Genomic DNA, 21,673 nt, shown 5'->3' with positions numbered 1-21,673 from the left:
AAGGCGCCAAAGAAAAAGCCCGCTTGGCGGGCTTTTTCTTGTCCAGAGGCATCGCGGAACCGGCTTTGCCGGGCCGCTGATGCCGCCCCCTCGAGGGGGTCGCGCGAAGCGCGGCGGGGGTGTGTCCTGTTACGCCAGCGGCAGCAGCGGCACGATCAACAGCGCCACGATGTTGATGATCTTGATCAGCGGGTTGACCGCCGGGCCGGCCGTGTCCTTGTAGGGGTCGCCCACGGTGTCGCCGGTGACGGCGGCCTTGTGCGCTTCCGATCCCTTGCCGCCGTGATGGCCGTCCTCGATGTACTTCTTGGCGTTGTCCCAGGCGCCGCCACCCGTGCACATGGAGATGGCGACGAAAAGGCCGGTGACGATGGTGCCCATCAGCAGGCCACCCAGCGCCTTGGGCCCCAGGAACACGCCCACCAGAATGGGCACGATCACCGGCAGCAGGCTGGGGATGATCATTTCCTTGATGGCGGCCGTGGTCAGCATGTCCACCGCCTTGCCGTATTCCGGCTTGGCCGTGCCTTCCATGATGCCGGGGATCTCCTTGAACTGGCGGCGCACCTCCACCACCACCGAGCCGGCCGCGCGGCCCACGGCCTCCATGGCCATGGCGCCAAACAGGTAGGGGATCATGCCGCCGATGAACAGTCCGATGATCACCATCGGGTCGCTCAGGTCGAAGCTGACCTTGGCGCCGTAGGTCTCCAGCTTGTGCGTGTAGTCGGCGAACAGCACCAGTGAGGCCAGGCCCGCCGAGCCGATGGCGTAGCCCTTGGTGACGGCCTTGGTGGTGTTGCCCACGGCGTCCAGCGGGTCGGTGATGTCGCGCACGCTGCTGGGCAGTTCGGCCATCTCGGCGATGCCGCCGGCGTTGTCGGTGATGGGGCCGTAGGCGTCCAGCGCCACCACGATGCCGGCCATGCTCAACATGGACGTGGCCGCCACGGCGATGCCGTACAGGCCCGCGAGCATGTACGAGGCGATGATGGCAGCGCACACGAACAGCACTGGCCAGGCCGTGGAGCGCATGGATACGCCCAGGCCCGCGATGATGTTGGTGCCGTGACCGGTGGTGGACGCCTGTGCGATGTGCTTGACCGGGCTGTACTGCGTGCCCGTGTAGAACTCGGTCACCCACACCAGCACGCCGGTGAGCACCAGGCCCACGGCGCAGGCGCCGAACAGGCGCAAGTGGCTGCCGGTCTGGGTGATGGCGTTGTCGGGCATGACCCAGGCGGTGACGAACCAGAAGGCAATCAGGGAGAGCACGCCGGCGATCACCAAGCCCTTGTACAGGGCGGGCATCACGTTCTTCATGTCGGGCCGTGCCTTCACGAAGAAGCAGCCGATGATGGACGCGATGATGGACACGCCGCCCAGCACCAGCGGGTACAGCACGGCCTGCAGCGGCGCGGCCGCCACCATCAGCGCGCCCAGCACCATGGTGGCGATGAGTGTGACCGCGTAAGTCTCGAACAGGTCGGCCGCCATGCCGGCGCAGTCGCCCACGTTGTCGCCGACGTTATCGGCGATCACGGCGGGGTTGCGCGGGTCGTCTTCCGGAATGCCAGCCTCCACCTTGCCCACCAGGTCGGCACCCACGTCGGCGCCCTTGGTGAAGATGCCGCCGCCCAGGCGCGCGAAGATGGAGATGAGCGAAGAGCCGAAGGCCAGACCGATCAGCGGGTTGAGCATGGCGGCCAGGTTGGAGGCCGGGTTCAGTTGCCCATTGCCGACCAGGAACCAGAAGAAGCCCGTGACGCCCAGCAGGCCCAGGCCCACCACCAGCATGCCGGTGATGGCGCCGCCGCGGAAGGCCACGTCCAGCGCCGGGCCGATGCCCCTGGTGGCGGCTTGCGCGGTGCGCACGTTGGCGCGCACCGAGATGTTCATGCCGATGAAGCCGCAGGCGCCCGAGAGCACCGCGCCGATGACGAAGCCGATGGCCGTGGGCCCGTCGAGGAAGATGCCGATGAGCACCGCCAGCACGATGCCCACCATGCCGATGGTCTTGTACTGCCGCGCCAGGTAGGCGGCGGCGCCGGTTTGAATGGCGCCCGCGATTTCCTGCATGCGGGCATTGCCGGCGTCCTGCGAGAGGATCCAGCTGCGCGACCAGAAGCCGTAGACCACGGCAATCAGGCCACAGACGAGCGCGAAGATCAGCGCACTTTGACCAACCATGAAGTTCTCCTGCCAATGAGTTCGACTTGGAGGGGGCAACGCCTCCGGGGCTGCCCCCGCTGCGTTGCTTCCTCGCTGTCGTCTCTGCTGCGGAAGTTGCAGCAAGGCGCAGGCGATTGGCCAACCGCTTCAATGTAGCCAGATTCGGCCGGTTTGCCATCGGGGCTGTCAGGCTGGCGTCGGTAAAATCAGGGTAAATACGGAGCAGGGCATTGCGCCCAGGCCTCGCGCGTGTCAAGCCCGTGACGCTCCGTTACCCCGTTTCCCACAACTCCTCCCGAGCAATCCATGTCCCTCGACAACGTCACCCCTGGCAGCAAGGTTCCCGACGCGTTCAACGTCATCATCGAAATCCCGATGAACGCCGACCCGATCAAGTACGAGGTCGACAAGGAAACCGGCGCCATCTTCGTGGACCGCTTCATGAGCACGTCCATGCACTACCCGACGAACTACGGCTATATCCCCAAGACCATCTCGGGCGACGGCGACCCGGTGGACGTGCTGGTGATCACCCCCGTGCCGCTGCACCCCGGCGTGGTGGTGACCTGCCGCGCCCTGGGCATGCTGCGCATGGAAGACGAGGCCGGCGAGGACGCCAAGCTGCTGGCCGTGCCGGTGGACAAGATTCTGTCGATCTACACCCAGTGGCAGAAGCCGGAGGACCTGAACCCGATGCGCCTGAAGACCATCCAGCACTTCTTCGAGCACTACAAGGACCTGGAGCAGGGCAAGTGGGTCAAGGTGCTGGGCTGGGCCGACAAGGCGGCCGCGCACAAGGAGATCCTGGACGGGATCGCGAACTACGAAAAGGCGCAGAAGAAGGCCTGAAACAAGGACCCCCACGCTCCGCCGCTTCGCGGGTCGCTGCCCCCCGAGGGGGCTGATCCGCCTTGGGGCGGCCCGGCGGCGGATCGCTTCAGGGCGCGTCCGGCGGCTGCACCAGAACGTCGCGCAGCACCGGCAGGCGGTCGTTGACCTGCAAGGTATGGAAGGGGCCCTTGAGTTGGGCCCCTTCGTACATCTGCAGCCGCCGCGCGAACAGGGTGCCGGTGGAGACGCCGGACTTGCTCACGTAGACCATGCCCTCGCACTCCAGGCTGGTGTCGTGCGGGCCGCCGTTGGGCGAGCCGAGCTGGCCGAAGAGGTACAGGTCGCCCATCACGCGGATGCGCCCGCGCACGCTGGCGCCGCTCCAGATGATCAGGCGGCCGTCGACGCGGATGTGGCCTTCGAGCTGGCCCTGCACGAGCAGGCCGCCTTCGAAGTTCAGGTCACCGCTCAGGTCGCAGCCCGCCGCCACGCGGTTGACGATGTCCATCGCCACCGGGTCGATGGTCAGGGTGTCCTGCGCGGTCTTGCTCACCATGGAAGTCTTTGCATCAGTGCGGCCAGCCAGCCCTGGGCCAGGGCGGTCAAGGTCAGACCGGTGACGAGGGCGACCAGGCCCAGCGTGGCGATGGCCAGCGCGTGGCGCTCCAGCCAGCGGCGCAGAGGTTTGGGGCGACGGCGCGGCGTGCCAGGGGCCTGCTCGCCCAGGCGCTCCAGCGCCCACGGCTGCCAGGCCGGGCTCAGGCGGGTGGTGCCGTCGTCGGGATCGAGCTGCAGGCCCTGGGCCTTCAGGCCGTCCGCGCCCATGCGCCGCCCGAGCAGCACCGAGAACGGGGTGCCCACGATGCCGTGGGTGAAGAACGCGTCCTGCTCGTCCATGGCGGTCGAGTGTAGCGAAAGGGTTTGATCAGGACGGCTCGGCTTTGAGCGGGTTTCTCGCGGCGAGGTGCTCCAGGTATTGCGCCACGCCCTCGCCCTCGCGTTCGAGGAAGCGGTCCACCGCCTCGGCGAAGGCGGGGTGGGCCAGCCAGTGGGCGCTGGTCGTCTTCACGGGCAGCAGGGCGCGCGCCATCTTGTGCTCGCCCTGGGCACCGCCCTCGAAACGCTGGTAGCCGTGGGCGATGCACCACTGCAGCGGCTGGTAGTAGCAGGCTTCGAAGTGCAGGCAGTCCACGCGCTGCAGGGCACCCCAGTAGCGGCCATAGGCCACGCGCCGTTCGGGATCGATGGCGATCAGGCTGCTGGCGATGGGCTTGCCGTCGTGTTCCGCGATGAAGAGCAGCCAGTGCTCGGGCATGGTGTCGGCCAGGCGGGCGAAGAAGTCGCGGCTGAGATAGGGCGGGTTGCCGTGCTCCAGGTAGGTGCGCTCGTAGCAGCGGTAGAAGAAGTCCCAGTCGGCCTGGGTGATGGCGCGGCCCTCGGCGTGGCGGAACACCACGCCCGCCTCGGCCACCTTGCGGCGCTCCTGGCGGATCTTCTTGCGCTTTTCCTGTTGCAGGCTGGCGAGGAAGGTGTCCCAGTCGGGCCAGTTCTTGTTCTCCCAATGGAACTGGACCGTGTGGCGCAGCATGAGCCCGGCTTCGGCGCAAGCGGCCACGTCGCGCTCCTGAACGAACAGCAGGTGCAGTGACGACAGGCGCTGGTCTTCGCACCAGCTCACCAGGGCGTGTACCAGCGCGGCGCGGGCTGCGTCGTCGCGCGCCAGCAGGCGCGCACCCGGCACGGGGGTGAAGGGCACGGCCACCAGGGCCTTGGGGTAGTACGGAAGGCCGTGCTGCGCGTAGGCATTGGCCCAGGCCCAGTCGAACACGTATTCCCCGTAGGAGTGCGATTTGAGGTAGACCGCGCAGGCGGCGGCGAGGCGCTTGCCCCGCCACAGGGTGAGGATGCGCGGCGCCCAGCCCGTGTCGGGTGCGGCGCAGCCGCTCTCGCTCATGGCTCGCAGGTAGTCGTGGCGCATGAAGGGACTCGGGTCGTCCTCCAGGGCCAGCAGCTCGGCCCATTGCGCTGGGTCCACCGCGCCCCAGTCGCCCAGAACCCGGGTGACATAATCGATTTCAGCCACGCCCAACCTCAGTTTTCCCACCAGATTCCATGTCGTTTTCCGTATCGGTTGCCCAGCTTGATTTCGTGGTGGGCGACATGGCGGGCAATGCCCGCCGCATCGTCGAGGCCGCCACGGCCGCGCACGCGCGTGGGGTGCGGCTGCTGCTCACGCCCGAACTCGCCATCTGCGGCTACGCCGCCGAAGACCTGTACCTGCGGCCCGCATTCATCGACGCCTGTGATGATGCCCTCAAGTCGGTGGCGGCCGCCACGGCGCAGCTCAAAGGCCTGCACATCGTGGTGGGTCATCCGGCGCGCACGGGCAACGGCGCGCGCGGGCGTAGCGTGGCGGTGGCCTCGCTGCACAACGCGGCCAGCGTGCTGTGCGAAGGCCGCGTGGTCGCCACCTACGCCAAGCGCGAACTGCCCAACTACCAGGTGTTCGACGAGCGCCGCTACTTCGTGCCTGGCCAGGGTGCCTGCGTGTTCGACGTGCCCGGTGCCGATGGCCAGCCGGTGCGCGTGGGCCTGCTCATCTGCGAGGACGCCTGGTTCGACGCGCCGGCCGCCGATGCGCGCGCCGCGGGCGCCGAGTTGCTCGCGGTGATCAACGCCTCGCCGTTCCATGCCGGCAAGGGCGGCGAGCGCGAGGCCACCATGCGCGAGCGCGTGCGCGCCACCGGTTTGCCGCTGGTGTATGCGCACCTGGTGGGCGGGCAGGACGAGATCGTCTTCGAAGGCCGCAGCTTCGTGCTTGACGCCGCGGGCGAGCTGGCGGGGCGTGCGCGCAGCTTCGAGGAGGCCGAATTCGACGCGCGCTTCGAGCGCGCGGGCGACGGCTGGCGCATCGAGGCGTCGATCGACCGCGAGCACAGCGCCGAGGCCGACCTGTGGCACGCGCTGGTGCTGGGCGTGCGCGACTACATCGGCAAGAACGGTTTCCCGGGCGCCATCCTCGGCCTGTCGGGCGGCATCGATTCGGCGCTGGTGCTGGCCATTGCCGTGGACGCGCTGGGCAAGGACCGGGTGCGCACGGTGATGATGCCCTCGCCCTACACGGCCGACATCTCCTGGATCGACGCGCGCGACATGGCCGCGCGCCTGGGCGTGCGCTACGACGAAATCGCCATCGCGCCCGAGTTCGAGGCTTTCAAAGCCTCGCTCGCGCCGCTGTTCGAAGGCCGCGCCGAGGACACCACCGAGGAGAACCTGCAGGCGCGCATCCGCGGCACGCTGCTGATGGCGCTCTCCAACAAGTTCGGCAGCATCGTGCTGACCACCGGCAACAAGAGCGAGATGGCCACGGGCTACTGCACGCTCTACGGCGACATGGCCGGCGGTTTCGCGGTCATCAAGGACGTGGCCAAGACCACGGTCTTCAAGCTCGCTCGCTGGCGCAACGCGCACGACCCGTATGGCACCGGTGCCAACCCCATTCCCGAGCGCATCATCACGCGCCCGCCCAGCGCCGAACTGCGCCCCGACCAGACGGACCAGGACAGTCTGCCCGAGTACCCCGTGCTCGACGCCATCATCGAGCGTTACATGGAGAACGACCAGAGCCCCGAGACCCTCATCGCCGAGGGCTTCGCGCGCGCCGACGTCGAGAAGGTGGTGCGGCTGATCCGCATCAACGAGTACAAGCGCCGCCAGGCGCCCGTGGGCATCCGCGTGACGCACCGCAGCTTCGGCAAGGACTGGCGCTACCCGATCACCAGCAAGTACAGGGCCTGAACGACTCAGGCCGCGCAGAGTTGCAGCACGGGGCGCAACTCGACCACGTCGACGCCGGCCGCGTTCTTCATCGGCAGGGCGGGAGGCCCGCCGTGAACCGCTTTAGGCGGCAGTTCCTTCCGCGAGTCACCGTCTGCAAGGCTCAAATCGGAACGGCACGCCAGCCATCGGCGTCCGGCTCGGCGGTGCAGCGCGCGCAGCAGAGCGGAAATCGTTGTTGCACGGATCCATTTGATGAGCATTGCATGATGAATGCGTAGCTGCATCGCTCGCGGTATGGATGCATCAAATGCCTTCGACCAGAATCGCTCACCTATCCAAGCAGTGGTCTGTATGCGTCGACGGCATGCAGCCTCGACCATCAGCTATGTCGGCAGGCGTGCAAGCTACCAGGGGGATTTATGTATTGCATCTGTTCAAACAGGTCATTCGACGACATTCTGTCGCAGCAGCGGGCCGACCCGCTTCCGCTGGACGAGATGATCACAAGTTACACCAGTTGCACCTCCGGTTGCGGCTCGTGTATCAAGGCCCTGCTAGCGGAGGCCGAGATATCCGGTCTCGACCCCATTGCGGTGTCCAAGTTGTCGGTGCAAGAGGCGTGATGCTCTATCCGGCGCTCTTCGATCAACTCGAGATGGCACGTTGGAGCTTGCACAGCGACATCCCGTGGAATCAATTCGATGGCAGCAAGCTCACCGAGCGGCAATTGCACGGAATCAAGATGAACGCCATTCTGGAATGGTCGGCCATGCCCACGGCCGAGATGTTCCTGCGCGACAACGAGCATGACACCGACTTCGCGGCGTTCATCTCGATCTGGTTCTTCGAGGAACAGAAGCACAGCCTTGCGCTGATCGAGTATCTGCGCCGCTTCGCGCCCGAGCTGATGCCGACGGAGGCCGAACTCGCCGCGGTGCGCTTTCGCTTCGACGCGGCGCCGGCGCTGGACAGCCTGGCGCTGCATTTCTGCGGCGAGGTCCGGCTGAACCATTGGTACCGCTGCGCGCGGGACTACCACAGCGAGCCGGTGATCCGCCACATCTACGCGACGCTGGCCAGCGACGAAGCGCGGCATGCGCGTGCGTACTACGTCTACATGGAGCGCGCGCTCCAGCGCAACGCGGTCGAAGCCTTCGATTCGTTCACCAAGATCGGGATGCTGATGACCAACGCGCGCCTCAACAAGGCCATGCATCCGACGAACCTGCACGTGAACAAGGCCTTGTACCCGCAGGACACGGTCAACTCCAGACTGCCCGATCCCGAATGGCTGGAGTGCTGGCTTTCCGACGAGATCCGCTTCGATCCCGACTGGGAGCGCCGCGTCGAGGCTGGCGTGCTCGGCAACCTGTCCGCTCTGTTGGGCGCCCCTCTCAAGGACTCCCACGACCTGCGCTGCCTTCGCCGCGCGCGGCTGACTGCGCTGCAGGCCACGGCGTCTTCCGATGCACTCGCTCTCACGTGACCATGGCCACCGCTGCTGACATCCAGTTTCACTACGACGTACACAACGACTTCTACGCGCTGTTCCTGGACCGGACGTATCGCGCCTACAGCTGCGGCGTGTGGGAGTCCGCCGATTCCCTGGAGGCGGCGCAGCGCGCGAAGATCGAACGCATATGCGCTTTCGCCGGCATCAAATCCGGCAGCCGCGTGCTCGACATCGGCTGCGGCTGGGGCGGGCTGATGCAACACGCCGTCCAAGAGCTGGGCGCCCGCGAAGCTGTCGGACTCACGCTCAGCGAAGACCAGCTCGCACACGTCTCGGCCCTCGGCGATCCGCGGCTGAAGGCAAGCCTGCAGTCGTGGGTCGGCCTGTCGATCGCCGAGCCCCTTTTTGATGCGGTGACCTCGGTCGGCGCATTCGAGCACTTCGCGTCGCGCGACGACCGTCTGCAGGGACGGCAGCGCGAGATCTACCAGCAGTTCTTCCGCACCTGCCGGCGCGTCTCCACCGAGCACGCGTGGCTCGGCCTGCAGACCATCGTCACCGTGTGCGGGCCGCGCACGCTGGCTGAGGCACGCGATGCGCGATACCTGCTCGACAAGGTCTTCCCCGGCTCTGCGCTGCCGAGCGTCAGCGACGTGCAGGCGTCGGCTGCCGATCTGTACGAGGTCGCATCCGTCAAGCGCATCGGGCAGGACTACGCCCGCACCTTGGCTTGCTGGCGTGAACGGCTGGAAGCGCAACGCGACACGGCCGCGGCACGCTTCGGTGCCGACGTGGTGGAGCACTACCTGCACTACTTCTCCGCGGCCGAGCGCAGCTTTGCTGCAGGTGTGACGGATCTGCTGCAGGTCGCTTTCCGGCCGGTCGCCGGCGCGGCATGAGTGCTGTTCCTGGTGCCGTCGAGAAGGCATCGTGCTCCGCGCGATTGCCTTTCCGGGTCATGCCCTACGAGGTCGACTTCACCGGCTTCGTCAGCAATACCGTTGCCGCGACCTGGCTCGAACGGCTGCGGCTCCAGCTGATGGCTGAACAGTTCGCGGACGTTGACCTGTGCGCGCCGCAGAACCTGTCGGTCATCGCCCGCACCACGGTCGAGTACGTCAAGCCGGTGCGCTTCACCGACAGGCTTGAAGGCCAAGCCCGGGTCGCCAGCTTCATGAACACCAGCTGGACGATCGAGTTCTCGTTCCGCCACGCCACGACGCGGGACGAGCACCTGCGAGCGGAACAGGTGGGCGTCTTCCTCGATCCCGTCAGCCTGGTACCGACCCGCATGCCGCCGCAGATCCGCCGCCGCCTCGCCGCCATGCAGGACACCCGATCCACAACCGAAGGGAGCATTCCATGAGCGAGAAAGAACACGATGCCATCCTTGCCCAGGTTCGCACGATCATCACCGACGTGGTCGATGTCGATCCGGATGCCATCCAGCTGCAGGCCAACCTGCGCGAGGATCTGCGCGCCGATTCGCTGGCCAGCGTCGAGATCGTGATGGCGCTCGAAGATGCCTTCGGCATCGAGGTCAACGAGGAACGGGCTTCCCAGCTCCGCACCGTGGGCGATCTGGTCCGCGCAATCGCCGATGTGAAGCTGGGCGCCAGCGCGAGCGCAGCCTGAGTCGGCGCATGGATGCCACGTCCACCGGCGCATCAGCGCCCGCCCCGGCTCGTACCGGTTACGCCGAGTCGCCGCTGCTGCGAATGACACGCGGCGTCTATCCGCTGTTCGCGACGCTCGCCCCGGGCCTCGCATCGCGCGCGGCGCTGCGGCTGTTCCTTACGCCGCGACGCCACAAGACGCCCGCATGGGAGCGGACTCACCTGGAAAGCGCGCGTCCAGCCACGCTGAAGGTCGGCAAGCGCGCATTCAAGGCCTACGCGTGGGGCGACGGGCCCCGCACGATCGTGATGTGCCATTCATGGGGCGGGCGCGGCTCGCAGCTCGGCGCCTTCGTACCCGAGCTGACGCAGCGTGGCTTCCGCGTCGTCGCCTTCGACGCGCCGGCACATGGCGCGTCCGAGGGGCGGCAGACCGACATGATGGAGTACTCGAGCGCGGTCGCCGCAGTCGTGTTGCACTTCGGCCCGGTCTATGGCCTGCTTGGCCATTCGTTCGGCGCGGGCAACGCCTTGTTCTCGTGGCGACGCTTTCGATTCCCGGTCGAGCGCGTCGCGCTGGTCGGCTGCTTCTCCAACGCCATCTGGATCACCGAGCGCTTCGGTGAGCTGGTCGGCATCCCCCAGAAGACGATCGCAGCGATGCGGTCCCGGCTCGAGCGCCGGCATCAGGGCGAACTCCAGTGGGAATCGCTGGTCATCGGCGAGATGGCTCGCGAGTTCCCCGGCCCGCTGATGGCCGTGCATGACCGCGACGACGCCGAGATCCCGTACTTCCACGCGGAACGGCTGCTGAAGGCGAGCGGTCGCGCTGCCGACTGTCTGCTAACCACGAGCGGGCTCGGCCATCGCCGCATCGTGCGCGATGCGGCCGTGGTGAAGGCCGTGGGCGGCTTCTTCTCTGGAGCGGTCGCATGAGCATCTTCCGGTTCGACCTGCCGACCACCGGCATCCAGCCTTCCGAGAAGCTACTCGTCATCAAGCTTCGCGTGCTCCTGGTCTATGCCGGAAGCGTGGCCGCGTTCTTCGTGCCGCCGACCCCTGCCCTGCTCGCGCTGATGCTGATGGGCTTCTATCTGCGTACCTTCGGCTGGGAAGGCGGACATCACCGCTACTTCGCGCACCGCAGCTTCAAGACGAGCCGCGCGTTCCAGTTCGTGCTGGCGTGCCTCGGTGCCTCGTCGGGCCAGCGCGGCCCGCTGTGGTGGGCCTGCTTCCACCGCGCGCACCACCGCCACGCGGACACGCCGCAGGATCCGCACACGCCGGTCGGCAACGGACGGATGTATGCCTACCTCGGCTGGCTGTTCGACAAGAACAACTGCGACACCAACCTCGACGATGCCAAGGACCTGACCCGCTACCCCGAACTGGTCTGGGTCAACAAGTATCACTACCTGCTCCCCTACCTCTACCTGGCCGGCGTGTACGCGCTCGGCCAATGGACCCCGCTCTTCGGCGGCGATGCGGGCATCGCCGCGGTGGTCTGGGGATTCTTCGTGAGCACGCTGCTGTCGTTGCAGGGCTCGCTGCTTGTCAACGCGTTCGCTCATTCGCCACGGCCCGGATGGTTTACCTATCGCAGCTACCGCACGCCCGACACCTCGCTGAATCACTGGTTGTTGTGTCTGCTGTCGCTGGGCGCCTCGTGGCACAACAACCACCATCGCTACATGAACTCGGCGCGTGCCGGATTCCGTTGGTGGGAACTGGACATCACCTACCTGACGCTGCGCGCTCTCGCTGCCGTCGGCCTGGTGTGGGATTTGCGGGAGGTGCCGGAACACGTCCTTCTCGAAGCAAGTCGCCCCGACGAGGGTGGGCTGTCGACCGATCGCGGAGACCGCCAATGAACCTGCAGACGCCCGCTTCGGCAGAGGCGCCCGAGACGCTGGGCAGCGGACTGCCTCGGCCACCGCGCCATTTCATGGAACCATCCGGACTCGAGACGGCGCGATATCTCGCGCACGGCCTCGCGCTTGCGTTGCTGCCGGGAACGGTGTCGCTGTGGGCCTTTCACGCGACTTGGCCATGGTTTGCGACCGTGCCGCTGATCGCAGCGCTCAGCCTTGTCGGCGGCTATGGCTTCTTCATGCTGGCCGGCACGGCGCACGAAGGCTTTCACTTCACGCTGCATCGGCGCCCCCAGGTCAGCGCGCTGCTGGGCATTGTCTTCAGCTCGGCGATCCCCGGGTTCATCTCGGTCGGCTTCGCGCTGTCGCATTGGCGGCACCACCGCCACACGAACTCGGCCGACGACCCGGATTGCGAGATCTTCGGGCCTTTCCGAGGCTTCTGGAGCCGGCTTCTCCTCGCACGCCTGGCGGCCAACGCGGCGTACAGACGCAACGCTTGGCGTCTCATCCGCAGCAGTGGACCGGACGATGAGGTCGACCGCAATGGCCTGTCGGTCGAGACGCTGCGCTCACTGACTCGCTTCAACATCGCATGGCACTTGGCGGTGATGGCTGGGTTCGTCGCACTGGGCGTGCTGCGGCCGGACGTGCTGGTGTTCGCATTCCTGCTGCCGCTGGTCGGCACGGTGTTCATCACCGGACTCAACCCCTACCAGGAGCATGTCGGAACCGGGCGCGAGCCGGTCCTGCGCGCACGGACGCGGACTTCGCCTATCCTGACGCTGCTGATGTCGGGCACGAACTACCATCTCGAACACCATCTGTACCCACGCGTGCCGTGCTGGCGCCTGCCGGCCTTGCATCGCTGGCTGCGCGACACCGACTGGTACCGCACGCGACAGCCTGTGGTTGAACGCAGCTTCTGGCGCGGCTTCTCGCCCGCGTTGATAGGAGCGCGCATCCAGTACGTCGCGCAGCCGGCGGTGACCGAATCCGTGCCTGGCGCAGCCAGCGCCGCCAACGCTCGGTGAACGCGCGAGTCGATGCCGCAATACCGGCCGACCTGCAGCAGGAGGCGGGGCCTCCAGCGCAAGGCGTGGTGCCTTGGCCGGCGTCACCGCAGACGCTCGTGCTTGCCGGCGGCGGCAACCGCTGCTGGTGGCAGGCAGGGTTGCTGAGCACGCTGATGCAAGCCGGCGCGACCCTGCCGAGGGAGCTGATCGGAACCAGTGCGGGCGCGGCCATCGCGACTGCCGCGATGAGTGGCGGCGTGTCCGCCGCGATGGACGCCTGCCGCCGGCTGTATTCCGGCAACGCGGCCGTGTTCCGCTGGCGTGGCCTGCTGTCGGGCCGGTTCGAGTTTGCCCACCAGCGGATCTATCCGGCATGGCTCGCCGCGTTCGTGGATGCCGCGAGCCTGCAGCGCTTGCGCCTGGGATCGTCGCGTCTGCTGGTCGCGGTGTCGCGGCCGGCACCGCTGATCGGCCTGGCGGCCAGCGTCGGCCTTGGCACGTTGGCCTATGCGCTGGACAACAAGCTCTGGCACCGCCTGCATCCACGGTTGCCGCACTGGCTCGGCCTGCGGCTGGACTTCCTCGCATTGCACGAGTGCGAAACGCATGAAGACGCCGCACGCCTGTTGTGCGCCGCCGCCTCGCCACCGCCCATCCTGCCGGCGCTGCACGTGTGTGGTCAGTTTGCCTTCGATGGCGGTTACACAGACAACGCACCGATGCCGCGACGTTCGGCGGCCGAGCTGTCGCGTTCGCTGACGCTGCTGACACGCCACTATCCGCGACGCCCCGCAGTCTTCCGCGAAGGATACCGGTGGTATTGGCAACCGAGCCGCCCTGTGCCAGTCTCGACCTGGGATTGCACGCGAAGAACCTCGTTGGACGCTGCTTTCGAACTGGGCAGGACCGATGCACATGCATGGTTGGCTGCGAGCACACAGAGGTGGTGCGGCTGATCCGCATCAATGAATACAAGCGCCGCCAGGCGCCGGTGGGTATCCGCGTGACGCACCGCAGCTTCGGCAAGGACTGGCGCTACCCGATCACGAGCAAGTACCGGGCGTAGCGGCTCAGGCCGCCGAGAGGTGCAGCACGGCGCGCATCTCGCCGACCTCCACGCCGGCGGCGTTCTTCATCGGTGGCGGCAGCAGGCGCGCGAGTTCGTCGCGGTCGATGCCGTCGTCGGTCCAGCCGAGCTGCTCCAGCGCCGCCACCAGGGCCACCATCAGCGGCGTGAGCTGGCCATCGCCGCACTTGGCCGCGATTGCGATGCCGCGGCTGAAACTCGCCATGGCCTGCACACCGTCGGCGCCCACCTTGCTGACCCAGTCGCCCCGGCCTGCGTTCATGAGGTGCAGGTCGTTGCGGCCCCGGCCGCTCACCAGGTGGGGGTGTTGGCTCATGGCGAGCGCGATGCGGTGCGGTGCGGTGCCATACACCGGGTCGGGTTCCGCGATGGTGAGGCGCGCGAAGGCGTGCGCCAGCGCGCGCAGGGGCAGGGCGTAGTTCGGTGCGCTGCAGCCGTCGATGCCGCGCACCAGTGAGGCCTCGGGCACGCCGGACCAGTGGCTCACGCAGCGTGCGATCTCTCGCTGCGCCGGATGGTCAGGCGACAGATAGCCCCGCAGCGGCGCGCCGAGCGCGTCGGCCAGCAGCAGCATGCCCGAGTGCTTGCCCGAGCAGTTGTGGTGCAGCGGGCCGTAACGCTCTCCAGGCGGTGGCGTCAGGCCATTGAAGCGGAACACGTAGGGTTCGTGCGCGCCGCAAGCCAGGGCGGATTCGTCGGCGCCGATGCGGGCCAGCAGCGCCGCCGCGCGGGCCACGTGTTCGGGCTCACCGTTGTGGCTGGCGCACAGCAGGGCGATGTCGGCGTCGTCCAGTGCCAACCGGTCCGCCGCACGGGCGATCAGGGGCAGGGCCTGGAAAGGCTTGAGCGAGGAGCGCGTGAACACCGGCGTGTCCACGTCGCCCGCCGTCGCAAGCACCTGGCCCGTGCGGTCCACCACAGCGAAGGAGCCGTGGTGCACGTTCTCGGGGTGGCCGCCGCGCACGCTCACGGTGATGGGCACATGTCGGGGCCAGTGGAGGCTCATGGGTGACGTGGTCAGAGGCGTACAAGGGGGGCGCGGCCAGTATGGCACGCGGCGCCAAGGAGGCGGATGACTCTGATGATTGCGTGATGGCCGGGGGTTTTGTGGGTGCAAAGACCACTCGCCTTCCTAGACTGCGACCCGCTTCTTTTCAACCTCACGGAGAACCTATTGTCCGCATCCGATCCTTTCATCGGTGAAATCAGCCTTGTCGCGTTTTCCTACGCCCCGGACGGGTGGGCGCTGTGCGATGGCCGGCTGTTGTCCGTCAGCCAGTACGGGGCGCTGTACTCCCTCATCGGTGCCACCTACGGCGGTGACGGCGTATCCACTTTCGCGTTGCCGGACCTGCGGGGCCGCGCGGCCGTTGGCGCCGGCGCCGGTCAGGGCCTCAGCCCGATCTCGCTCGGGTCCTACCTGGGTCAGGAGAGCGTGCAACTGCTGCAGAGCCAATTGCCCGCGCATACACATGCGGCCAGCTTCAACAGCGGCGGCGTTCGCCCGGTGGGCTACAGCGGCAGCGCCTCGTTGACCGATCCCACTGGGGCCGTGCCCGCCAACCCCGTGGGTGAAGGTGGTGTGCCCCTGCCGGCCTTCGCATCTGCAGCCGAGGCCAATGCCGGCCTTGCGCCCTTGCCAGTGCAAGGGCAGGTCACGGTGTCGCCCACGGGTGCGGGCCAGCCTCTGAATCTGCGCAACCCCGCGCTGGGCCTCAACTACATCATTGCGCTGGCGGGCGTTTTCCCGCCGAGGCCCTGATGCGTCCGACGTTGCGTATGTCCTGCCGTTGGTGGGCGATCCTGCTGACGGCCGCCGGCTCCGTGGTCGCCTGCGGCGGTGGCGACGACGTGCGGGTGGTCGAGCGCGTGGTGGAGGCCCCGGCTCAGGCCGTGATCCTGAGCGGCTCGGGCGAGCCCGACGACGCAATGGGCAGCGATGGGCAGTTCTACCTGGATGCGCAGGCGATGCTGCTCTACGGGCCACGCACGCAAGGGCGGTGGCCGCGGCCGGCCCGGGCACTTGGGGGCGCGCCGGGCGCCGATGGACAAGACGGTCAAGATGGTGAGGACGGCACGAATGGAGCGAACGGCACCGATGGTTCTCGCATCCTCGCCGGTGCAGGCGCCCCCTCCTCGGTCACCGGGCGCGACGGTGACTACTACCTCGACCGCAGCACGTCCATCCTGTACGGCCCCAAGACCGCGGGCGTCTGGCCGACTCCCGGCCTGTCCCTGCTGGGTCTCACGGGCCCTCCAGGCTCGGACGGGCAGGACGGTGCGCCCGGCCCCCAAGGCCCGGCGGGTCCCGCCAGTGTCGACCTCCAATGGAGCATCGCGTCCAACAGCACCTTCGGCAATGGCACCTACAACCTCTGGCCGCAGGGCCCCAACGCCAATGCCCGCAATCCCGTGCTGTTGCCGCGTGCCTGCACCCAGGCGCGTTTGCAGGTGGCCACTCTGGGGCAGCCGGCGGCCGGTACCAGCTACCGGTTCACCGTGCAGCACACGCCGGGTCCGGACCTGTCGGCGCTCGACACCCACGACACGGCACTCGTGTGCACCATCAACAGCACGACACGTTCCTGCGAAGTGGCCACAGCGGTCGACTTCGATGCCCGGGACGCGATCGAGATCCAGCTGGTGGGCAACGCGGCGATCACCGACATGACCCCACCCGGCTCCTGGGGCGTTGCATTCACCTGCCAGTAAGCGGGCGTCGGCGCCCCCGGTCCTTGCGATGACGTGAGCGTGATACATTTTTCGGCACGTTCCGTCATCAACCAAGGTCACCGCTCATGAAACAGATCACCGCCGTCATCAAGCCGTTCAAGCTCGAAGAGGTGCGCGAAGCGCTGGCCGAACAAGGCGTGACCGGCCTGACGGTGACGGAGGTGAAAGGTTTCGGCCGGCAGAAGGGACACACCGAGCTCTACCGCGGCGCCGAGTACGTGGTCGACTTCCTGCCCAAGGTGAAGGTCGAGGTCGTGGTGAAGGACGACGATGTCGATCGCTGCGTCGACGCCATCGTGCGCGCCGCGCGCACCGGCAAAATCGGCGACGGCAAGATCTTCGTCACCTCGGTCGAGCGCGTGGTGCGCATCCGCACCGGTGAAGAGGACGAAACCGCGGTCTGAGCGCGGCCGCTCTCAGATCTCGTCGAGCCGGGGCTGGGGTGCTGTGCCACCCGCCTCGATCAGCGCCGGCAGCAGGCGCTCGGCGTCGGCATCCACACGGATCAGGTCCATCTGCCAATCGCCCATGAACTGCGCCTGCACCGCGGTGCGCAGGAAGGCCATCAGGCCTTCGTAGTAGCCGCCCACGTCGAGCAGGCCCACGGGCTTGTCGTGGTAGCCAAGCTGACGCCAGGTCCAGACCTCGAAGAACTCCTCGAAGGTGCCGATGCCGCCGGGCAGGGCCAGGAAGGCGTGCGCGTGCTCGGCCATGAGGCGCTTGCGCTCGTGCATGGTGTCCACCACGTGCAGCTCGGTGCAGCCGTTGTGGGCCCATTCCTTTTCCACCAGTGCCTTGGGGATGATGCCGACCACCCGGCCCCCGGCCTTGAGCGTGCTGTCGGCCACCACGCCCATCAGGCCGTTGCGGCCACCGCCGTAGACGAGCTGGCCGCCGTGACGGCCGATCCACTCGCCCACCCGGCGGGCGGCTTCCAGGAACGCGGGGCTCGCGCCGGGCCGCGAGCCGCAGTACACGCAAAGGGAAAAGCTGGGTTCGTTCACAACAGATCCTTGGCGTGCACCCACAGCGCCGCCAGCCAGGTGCCGCCACACAGCAGCAAGCTCAGCAGCACGGCGGCGCTGCCCATGTCCTTGGCCCGCTTGGACAGCGCGTGCCATTCGGGGCCGATGCGGTCGATGGCGGTCTCGATCCCGGTGTTGAGCAACTCCACCACCATCACCAGCACCACGGTGCCGATCAGCAGCGCCACCTCGACCCAGCCACGGCCCACCCAGAAGGCCGCTGGCACCAGCACGAGCGCGGCGAGGGCTTCCTGGCGGAAGGCTGGCTCGTCCCAGCCGGCGCGAAGGCCGGCGAGCGAGTAGAACAGCGCGTGCCACACGCGGCTGAGGCCGCGGCGGCGCTTCTGCGGGTTCACTTCGGGGGTGTTCACGGCTGGCGCTGCTTCCTGGGCTTTTTCTGTTGCGGGGGTGGCGCGTAATGCACCAGTCGTGTGCCGGCCAGCGCGTCGTGCGGGAACTGGCGCTGCACGTGCAGTCGCGAGAGCAGGGCGTAGACCAGCACCCAGCCGATCAGCAGCACCGCGGTTTCGCCCCCCTGGGCGCCCAGCACCCAGCTCAGGGCCAGCGGCGGCAACAGCCACAGCCACGAGAGCACGTAGCGCACCAGGGCTCGCGCCTGACCGATCGGATTGCCTGCCGTGTCGACCACGCGGATGTGCCAGGTCTTTTGCGCCAGGGTTTGTCCCTTGTGCCAGAACCACGTGAAGTAGATGCCGAACACCACGAACAGGAAGGCCTGCAGGGCGTGGCGGCCCTCCAGCGCGTGGCGTTGCTGCGTGAGGGCGGAGAACAGGTAGCCGGCGATGAACACCACGCCGAACATGAGCATGCCTTCATAGAGCCAGCAGGCCATGCGGCGGCGCAGCGAAGGGGCGTTGAGGTCGGGGCGGGCGGCGGCGCCGGCGGCTGGGGCGTCGGAGGTCATATCGGCAGAGGCGGGAAGGCCGGGATTGTCGCATTCCGGTCAAGGCCGACGAAAAGCCGGCGACCGTGCTTTGCTGCGGTGCCATAATCCCGGGCTTCCGTCTTCACAAGGCAAACGGATCAGGGTCCGGCGGGTATTCGTTCCGCTCATGGCCACTGGTCTCAAGTCCCGAAGCCGCCCCACAAGGGTGGGCCAAGGGGCACCCAAGGTTTTTCGTCAGAGAAATTCTCGAAAGGTTGATCATGGACATCACCAAGGCCGAACTGGCCTCGGCCGCCGCCGCATCCACAGCCGGCGAGCCCTCCCAAGAACTCCGCGGCGCGGAAATCCTCGTCAAAGCCCTGCAGGCCGAAGGCGTCAAGTACGTCTGGGGTTATCCCGGCGGCGCCGTACTGCATATCTACGACGCGTTCTACAAGCAGGAGAGCATCCAGCACGTGCTGGTGCGCCACGAGCAGGCCGCCGTGCATGCCGCCGATGGCTACGCCCGTGCCACGGGCGATGTGGGCGTGGCCCTCGTCACCTCGGGTCCTGGCGTGACCAACGCGGTCACTGGCATCGCCACGGCGTACATGGATAGCATCCCGATGGTGATCATCACCGGGCAGGTGCCCTCGGCGGCGATCGGCCTCGACGCCTTCCAGGAGTGCGACACCGTCGGCATCACCCGCCCCATCGTCAAGCACAACTTCCTGGTGAAGGACGTGCGCCAGATGGCCGAGGTGATGAAGAAGGCCTTCCACATCGCGCGCACCGGCCGCCCCGGCCCGGTGGTGGTCGATGTGCCCAAGGACGTGTCCTTCAACAAGGCCACCTGGACGGGTTACCCCGAGGCGGCGCCCATGCGCTCGTACAACCCCGTGCGCAAGGGCCATGGCGGGCAGATCCGCAAGGCGCTGCAGTTGCTGCTGGGTGCCAAGCGCCCCTACATCTACACCGGCGGCGGCGTGCTGCTGGGCAACGCCACGCAAGAGCTGCGCACCCTGGTGGACATGCTCGGCTACCCGGTCACGAATACGCTCATGGGCCTGGGCGCCTATCCGGCGTCGGACCGCAAGTTCCTCGGCATGCTGGGCATGCACGGCACCATCGAAGCCAACAATGCCATGCAGAACTGCGACGTGCTGCTGGCCGTGGGCGCGCGCTTCGACGACCGCGTGATCGGCAACCCCAAGCACTTTGCGCAGAACGAACGCAAGATCATCCACATCGACATCGACCCGTCGAGCATTTCCAAGCGGGTCAAGGTCGATGTGCCCATCGTCGGCGATGTGAAGGACGTGCTCACCGAGCTCATCCACATGGTGCGCGAGACGCCGCAGCGCGCCGACGAGAAGGCCCTGGCCGATTGGTGGAAGACGATCGAAGGCTGGCGCTCGCGCGATTGCCTCAAATACGACCGTGGCAACAAGGACGTCATCAAGCCGCAGATGGTCATCGAGACCCTGTGGAACATGACCAAGGACACGGAGACGTACATCACCTCCGACGTCGGCCAGCACCAGATGTGGGCCGCGCAGTTCTATCGCTTTGACGAGCCGCGCCGCTGGATCAACTCGGGCGGCCTGGGCACCATGGGGGTGGGCATTCCCTACGCCATGGGCATCAAGCTGGCCAAGCCCGAATCCGAGGTGTTCTGCATCACCGGCGAAGGCTCGGTGCAGATGTGCATCCAGGAGCTGTCCACCTGCCTGCAGTACAACACGCCGATCAAGGTGGTCTCGCTCAACAACCGGTACCTGGGCATGGTGCGCCAGTGGCAGGAGATCGAGTACTCCGGCCGCTACAGCCACAGCTACATGGACGCGCTGCCCAACTTCGTGAAGCTGGCCGAGGCCTATGGCCACGTGGGCCTGCTGATCGAGCGCCCCGAGGACGTGGAGCCCGCGCTGCGCGAGGCGCGCAAGCTCAAGGACCGCACGGTCTTCATGGACTTCCGCACCGACCCGACCGAGAACGTGTTCCCCATGGTTCAGGCCGGCAAGGGCATCACCGAGATGCTGCTGGGTTCGGAAGACCTGTAATCGCCCGTCGGATCCGCCGCGAGGCGGGTCCATCCCCTAGTCGAATCTATTGACCGTCGAGCCCGTGCATTACCGTGCACGGGGGAGGGCGGCGAAAAGAGGAAGCTGCATATGAAGCACATCATTGCCGTGCTGCTCGAGAACGAGCCCGGCGCACTCTCCCGCGTGGTGGGCCTGTTCTCGGCCCGTGGCTACAACATCGAATCGCTCACCGTCGCGCCGACCGAGGACCCGAGCCTCTCGCGCATGACGATCCAGACCACCGGGTCGGACGACGTCATCGAGCAGATCACCAAGCACCTGAACCGCCTCATCGAGGTGGTCAAGGTCGTCGACCTCACCGAGGGAGCCTACACCGAGCGCGAGCTCATGATGGTGAAGGTGCGCGCGGTGGGCAAGGAACGCGAGGAGATGAAGCGCATGGCCGACATCTTCCGGGGCCGCATCATCGATGTGACCGACAAAAGCTACACCATTGAACTCACTGGCGACCAGGGCAAGAACGACGCCTTCCTGGAAGCCATCGACCGTGGCGCGATCCTGGAGACGGTGCGAACCGGCGCCAGTGGCATCGGCCGCGGCGAACGCATCCTGCGCGTCTGATCACCCCTTCCATTCCAACGGAGCAACCATGAAAGTTTTCTACGACAAGGACTGCGATCTGTCCCTCATCAAGGGCAAGACGGTCGCGATCATCGGCTACGGCAGCCAGGGCCACGCCCACGCGCAGAACCTCAACGACAGCGGCGTGAAGGTGGTGGTGGGCCTGCGCAAGGGCGGTGCGTCCTGGGACAAAGTGGGCAAGGCCGGCTTGAACGTGCTGGAAGTCAATGACGCGGTGAAGTCCGCCGACGTCGTCATGATCCTGCTGCCCGACGAGCAGATCGCCGAGGTCTACCGCAACAACGTCGAGCCCAACATCAAGCAGGGCGCGTCCCTGGCCTTCGCGCACGGCTTCAACGTGCACTACAACCAGGTGGTGCCGCGCGCCGACCTGGACGTGTGGATGGTGGCGCCCAAGGCCCCGGGCCACACGGTTCGCAGCACCTACGCGCAAGGCGGCGGCGTGCCCCACCTGGTGGCCGTGCACCAGGACAAGAGCGGCAAGGCGCGCGACCTGGCGCTGAGCTACGCCATGGC

Annotated in this window: 25 protein-coding genes and 1 pseudogene; 17 read left to right on the top strand and 9 right to left on the bottom strand. The window is 67.1% G+C overall.

From position 1 onward, the window contains the following. Positions 1-129 precede the first annotated feature (129 nt). Complete coding sequence (locus tag BN948_RS20965) at positions 130-2,190, bottom strand: sodium-translocating pyrophosphatase (RefSeq protein ID WP_009519023.1); 2,061 nt, start codon at positions 2,188-2,190, stop codon at positions 130-132. Positions 2,191-2,478: 288 nt separating this feature from the next. On the opposite strand from BN948_RS20965, the gene ppa reads away from it, so the two are divergent. Next, positions 2,479-3,021, top strand: a complete 543-nt coding sequence (ppa, locus tag BN948_RS20960; RefSeq protein WP_009519022.1) for an inorganic diphosphatase — start codon at positions 2,479-2,481, stop codon at positions 3,019-3,021. An 88-nt stretch (positions 3,022-3,109) separates the two neighbouring features. Here the strand turns inward: ppa and BN948_RS20955 are convergent, their stop codons facing one another. The 3 genes from BN948_RS20955 to BN948_RS20945 are packed head-to-tail and all read right to left on the bottom strand — an operon-like array spanning position 3,110 to position 5,086. Then, complete coding sequence (locus BN948_RS20955; protein ID WP_009519021.1) at positions 3,110-3,559, bottom strand: bactofilin family protein; 450 nt, start codon at positions 3,557-3,559, stop codon at positions 3,110-3,112. After that, entirely contained in the window at positions 3,553-3,900 is a 348-nt protein-coding gene (locus tag BN948_RS20950) for a hypothetical protein (RefSeq protein ID WP_009519018.1), read from the bottom strand. The genes BN948_RS20955 and BN948_RS20950 overlap by 7 nt, the downstream gene beginning before the upstream one ends. Before the next feature lie 28 nt (positions 3,901-3,928). Beyond that, a complete protein-coding gene (locus tag BN948_RS20945; protein WP_009519017.1) occupies positions 3,929-5,086 on the bottom strand; it encodes a GNAT family N-acetyltransferase in 1,158 nt (385 codons plus the stop codon). 29 nt (positions 5,087-5,115) lie between these two features. Here BN948_RS20945 and BN948_RS20940 point away from each other — a divergent pair, with 29 nt between their 5' ends. Next, positions 5,116-6,801: an NAD+ synthase gene (locus tag BN948_RS20940; protein WP_009519016.1), complete on the top strand. Its 1,686-nt coding sequence runs from the start codon at positions 5,116-5,118 to the stop codon at positions 6,799-6,801. A gap of 5 nt (positions 6,802-6,806) precedes the next feature. On the opposite strand, the gene BN948_RS26775 is transcribed toward BN948_RS20940, so the two are convergent. Further along, a complete protein-coding gene (locus BN948_RS26775; protein ID WP_138819911.1) occupies positions 6,807-7,043 on the bottom strand; it encodes a hypothetical protein in 237 nt (78 codons plus the stop codon). 362 nt (positions 7,044-7,405) lie between these two features. Here BN948_RS26775 and BN948_RS20930 point away from each other — a divergent pair, with 362 nt between their 5' ends. The 9 genes and pseudogenes from BN948_RS20930 to BN948_RS26310 all read left to right on the top strand — a co-directional run. After that, the gene (locus BN948_RS20930) at positions 7,406-8,269 is read left to right on the top strand and encodes a ferritin family protein (RefSeq protein ID WP_009519014.1); all 864 of its coding nucleotides are present in this window, start codon (positions 7,406-7,408) and stop codon (positions 8,267-8,269) included. Positions 8,270-8,271: 2 nt separating this feature from the next. Beyond that, complete coding sequence (locus tag BN948_RS20925; RefSeq protein ID WP_009519013.1) at positions 8,272-9,135, top strand: SAM-dependent methyltransferase; 864 nt, start codon at positions 8,272-8,274, stop codon at positions 9,133-9,135. A gap of 59 nt (positions 9,136-9,194) precedes the next feature. Continuing rightward, positions 9,195-9,602 carry an acyl-CoA thioesterase gene (locus BN948_RS20920; RefSeq protein ID WP_009519012.1) on the top strand — a complete coding sequence of 136 codons (408 nt, stop codon included), beginning with the start codon at positions 9,195-9,197 and terminating at the stop codon, positions 9,600-9,602. Continuing rightward, on the top strand, positions 9,599-9,871 hold the full coding sequence (gene acpP / locus BN948_RS20915) for an acyl carrier protein (RefSeq protein WP_009519011.1): 273 nt from the start codon (positions 9,599-9,601) through the stop codon (positions 9,869-9,871). The genes BN948_RS20920 and acpP overlap by 4 nt, the downstream gene beginning before the upstream one ends. Positions 9,872-9,879: 8 nt before the next feature. Then, positions 9,880-10,788, top strand: coding sequence for an alpha/beta hydrolase (locus BN948_RS20910; RefSeq protein ID WP_009519010.1), 909 nt, complete (start codon positions 9,880-9,882; stop codon positions 10,786-10,788). Beyond that, complete coding sequence (locus tag BN948_RS20905) at positions 10,785-11,723, top strand: acyl-CoA desaturase (RefSeq protein ID WP_009519009.1); 939 nt, start codon at positions 10,785-10,787, stop codon at positions 11,721-11,723. Before BN948_RS20910 ends, BN948_RS20905 begins: the two co-directional genes overlap by 4 nt. Beyond that, complete coding sequence (locus BN948_RS20900; protein WP_009519008.1) at positions 11,720-12,757, top strand: fatty acid desaturase family protein; 1,038 nt, start codon at positions 11,720-11,722, stop codon at positions 12,755-12,757. Before BN948_RS20905 ends, BN948_RS20900 begins: the two co-directional genes overlap by 4 nt. A 98-nt stretch (positions 12,758-12,855) precedes the next feature. Further along, positions 12,856-13,695 (top strand): patatin-like phospholipase family protein, encoded by an 840-nt coding sequence (locus tag BN948_RS20895; protein WP_081922014.1) that lies wholly within the window; start codon positions 12,856-12,858, stop codon positions 13,693-13,695. Continuing rightward, positions 13,683-13,805 (top strand): annotated as a pseudogene (locus tag BN948_RS26310) (NAD+ synthetase); the annotation flags it as partial. The gene BN948_RS20895 and the pseudogene BN948_RS26310, both read left to right, overlap by 13 nt. A 4-nt stretch (positions 13,806-13,809) precedes the next feature. Here the strand turns inward: BN948_RS26310 and BN948_RS20890 are convergent. Then, positions 13,810-14,832 carry an asparaginase gene (locus tag BN948_RS20890; RefSeq protein ID WP_009519004.1) on the bottom strand — a complete coding sequence of 341 codons (1,023 nt, stop codon included), beginning with the start codon at positions 14,830-14,832 and terminating at the stop codon, positions 13,810-13,812. Positions 14,833-15,000: 168 nt separating this feature from the next. On the opposite strand from BN948_RS20890, the gene BN948_RS20885 reads away from it, so the two are divergent. The 3 genes from BN948_RS20885 (at position 15,001) to BN948_RS20875 (ending at position 16,963) form a co-directional block, all read left to right on the top strand. Next, positions 15,001-15,588 (top strand): phage tail protein, encoded by a 588-nt coding sequence (locus BN948_RS20885; protein ID WP_009519003.1) that lies wholly within the window; start codon positions 15,001-15,003, stop codon positions 15,586-15,588. Positions 15,589-15,605: 17 nt separating this feature from the next. Beyond that, positions 15,606-16,538 carry a collagen-like domain-containing protein gene (locus tag BN948_RS20880; RefSeq protein WP_035623591.1) on the top strand — a complete coding sequence of 311 codons (933 nt, stop codon included), beginning with the start codon at positions 15,606-15,608 and terminating at the stop codon, positions 16,536-16,538. A gap of 86 nt (positions 16,539-16,624) precedes the next feature. Continuing rightward, positions 16,625-16,963 carry a P-II family nitrogen regulator gene (locus tag BN948_RS20875; protein ID WP_009519000.1) on the top strand — a complete coding sequence of 113 codons (339 nt, stop codon included), beginning with the start codon at positions 16,625-16,627 and terminating at the stop codon, positions 16,961-16,963. A gap of 12 nt (positions 16,964-16,975) precedes the next feature. On the opposite strand, the gene BN948_RS20870 is transcribed toward BN948_RS20875, so the two are convergent. From BN948_RS20870 to BN948_RS20860, 3 genes are read right to left on the bottom strand one after another with little or no spacing between them, the layout of a single operon-like run. Then, positions 16,976-17,563 carry an LOG family protein gene (locus BN948_RS20870; protein ID WP_009518999.1) on the bottom strand — a complete coding sequence of 196 codons (588 nt, stop codon included), beginning with the start codon at positions 17,561-17,563 and terminating at the stop codon, positions 16,976-16,978. Beyond that, a complete protein-coding gene (locus BN948_RS20865; RefSeq protein ID WP_009518998.1) occupies positions 17,560-17,955 on the bottom strand; it encodes a diacylglycerol kinase in 396 nt (131 codons plus the stop codon). Before BN948_RS20865 ends, BN948_RS20870 begins: the two co-directional genes overlap by 4 nt. Next, complete coding sequence (locus BN948_RS20860) at positions 17,952-18,509, bottom strand: RDD family protein (protein WP_009518997.1); 558 nt, start codon at positions 18,507-18,509, stop codon at positions 17,952-17,954. The genes BN948_RS20865 and BN948_RS20860 overlap by 4 nt, the downstream gene beginning before the upstream one ends. 242 nt (positions 18,510-18,751) lie before the next feature. Here BN948_RS20860 and BN948_RS20855 point away from each other — a divergent pair, with 242 nt between their 5' ends. The 3 genes from BN948_RS20855 to ilvC all read left to right on the top strand — a co-directional run. Next, positions 18,752-20,533 carry an acetolactate synthase 3 catalytic subunit gene (locus BN948_RS20855; protein WP_009518996.1) on the top strand — a complete coding sequence of 594 codons (1,782 nt, stop codon included), beginning with the start codon at positions 18,752-18,754 and terminating at the stop codon, positions 20,531-20,533. A gap of 111 nt (positions 20,534-20,644) precedes the next feature. Next, positions 20,645-21,136, top strand: a complete 492-nt coding sequence (ilvN, locus tag BN948_RS20850) for an acetolactate synthase small subunit (RefSeq protein WP_009518995.1) — start codon at positions 20,645-20,647, stop codon at positions 21,134-21,136. Between the two features lie 28 nt (positions 21,137-21,164). Beyond that, positions 21,165-21,673 (top strand): ketol-acid reductoisomerase (gene ilvC, locus BN948_RS20845; RefSeq protein ID WP_035623588.1); only part of this gene is annotated, 509 nt, incomplete at its 3' end.

Source organism: Hydrogenophaga intermedia (assembly GCF_000723405.1).
Taxonomy (GTDB): domain Bacteria; phylum Pseudomonadota; class Gammaproteobacteria; order Burkholderiales; family Burkholderiaceae_C; genus Hydrogenophaga; species Hydrogenophaga intermedia.
Note: the sequence above shows the minus strand (reverse complement) of the source record. Positions and strands in the feature narration are given on the sequence as shown.

Bases quoted from the DNA above. Each gene is read 5' to 3' on its own strand.
- BN948_RS20880 (WP_035623591.1), top strand. From the start codon at position 15,606: ATGTCCTGCCGTTGGTGGGCGATCCTGCTGACGGCCGCCGGCTCCGTG.
- acpP (WP_009519011.1), top strand. From the start codon at position 9,599: ATGAGCGAGAAAGAACACGATGCCATCCTTGCCCAGGTTCGCACGATC.
- BN948_RS20905 (WP_009519009.1), top strand. From the start codon at position 10,785: ATGAGCATCTTCCGGTTCGACCTGCCGACCACCGGCATCCAGCCTTCC.
- BN948_RS20925 (WP_009519013.1), top strand. From the start codon at position 8,272: ATGGCCACCGCTGCTGACATCCAGTTTCACTACGACGTACACAACGAC.
- BN948_RS20940 (WP_009519016.1), top strand. From the start codon at position 5,116: ATGTCGTTTTCCGTATCGGTTGCCCAGCTTGATTTCGTGGTGGGCGAC.
- BN948_RS20855 (WP_009518996.1), top strand. From the start codon at position 18,752: ATGGACATCACCAAGGCCGAACTGGCCTCGGCCGCCGCCGCATCCACA.
- BN948_RS26775 (WP_138819911.1), bottom strand. From the start codon at position 7,043: ATGCTCATCAAATGGATCCGTGCAACAACGATTTCCGCTCTGCTGCGC.
- BN948_RS20920 (WP_009519012.1), top strand. From the start codon at position 9,195: ATGCCCTACGAGGTCGACTTCACCGGCTTCGTCAGCAATACCGTTGCC.
- BN948_RS20860 (WP_009518997.1), bottom strand. From the start codon at position 18,509: ATGACCTCCGACGCCCCAGCCGCCGGCGCCGCCGCCCGCCCCGACCTC.
- BN948_RS20900 (WP_009519008.1), top strand. From the start codon at position 11,720: ATGAACCTGCAGACGCCCGCTTCGGCAGAGGCGCCCGAGACGCTGGGC.
- BN948_RS20955 (WP_009519021.1), bottom strand. From the start codon at position 3,559: ATGGTGAGCAAGACCGCGCAGGACACCCTGACCATCGACCCGGTGGCG.
- ilvN (WP_009518995.1), top strand. From the start codon at position 20,645: ATGAAGCACATCATTGCCGTGCTGCTCGAGAACGAGCCCGGCGCACTC.
- BN948_RS20930 (WP_009519014.1), top strand. From the start codon at position 7,406: ATGCTCTATCCGGCGCTCTTCGATCAACTCGAGATGGCACGTTGGAGC.
- BN948_RS20875 (WP_009519000.1), top strand. From the start codon at position 16,625: ATGAAACAGATCACCGCCGTCATCAAGCCGTTCAAGCTCGAAGAGGTG.
- BN948_RS20965 (WP_009519023.1), bottom strand. From the start codon at position 2,190: ATGGTTGGTCAAAGTGCGCTGATCTTCGCGCTCGTCTGTGGCCTGATT.
- BN948_RS20950 (WP_009519018.1), bottom strand. From the start codon at position 3,900: ATGGACGAGCAGGACGCGTTCTTCACCCACGGCATCGTGGGCACCCCG.
- BN948_RS20890 (WP_009519004.1), bottom strand. From the start codon at position 14,832: ATGAGCCTCCACTGGCCCCGACATGTGCCCATCACCGTGAGCGTGCGC.
- BN948_RS20910 (WP_009519010.1), top strand. From the start codon at position 9,880: ATGGATGCCACGTCCACCGGCGCATCAGCGCCCGCCCCGGCTCGTACC.
- ppa (WP_009519022.1), top strand. From the start codon at position 2,479: ATGTCCCTCGACAACGTCACCCCTGGCAGCAAGGTTCCCGACGCGTTC.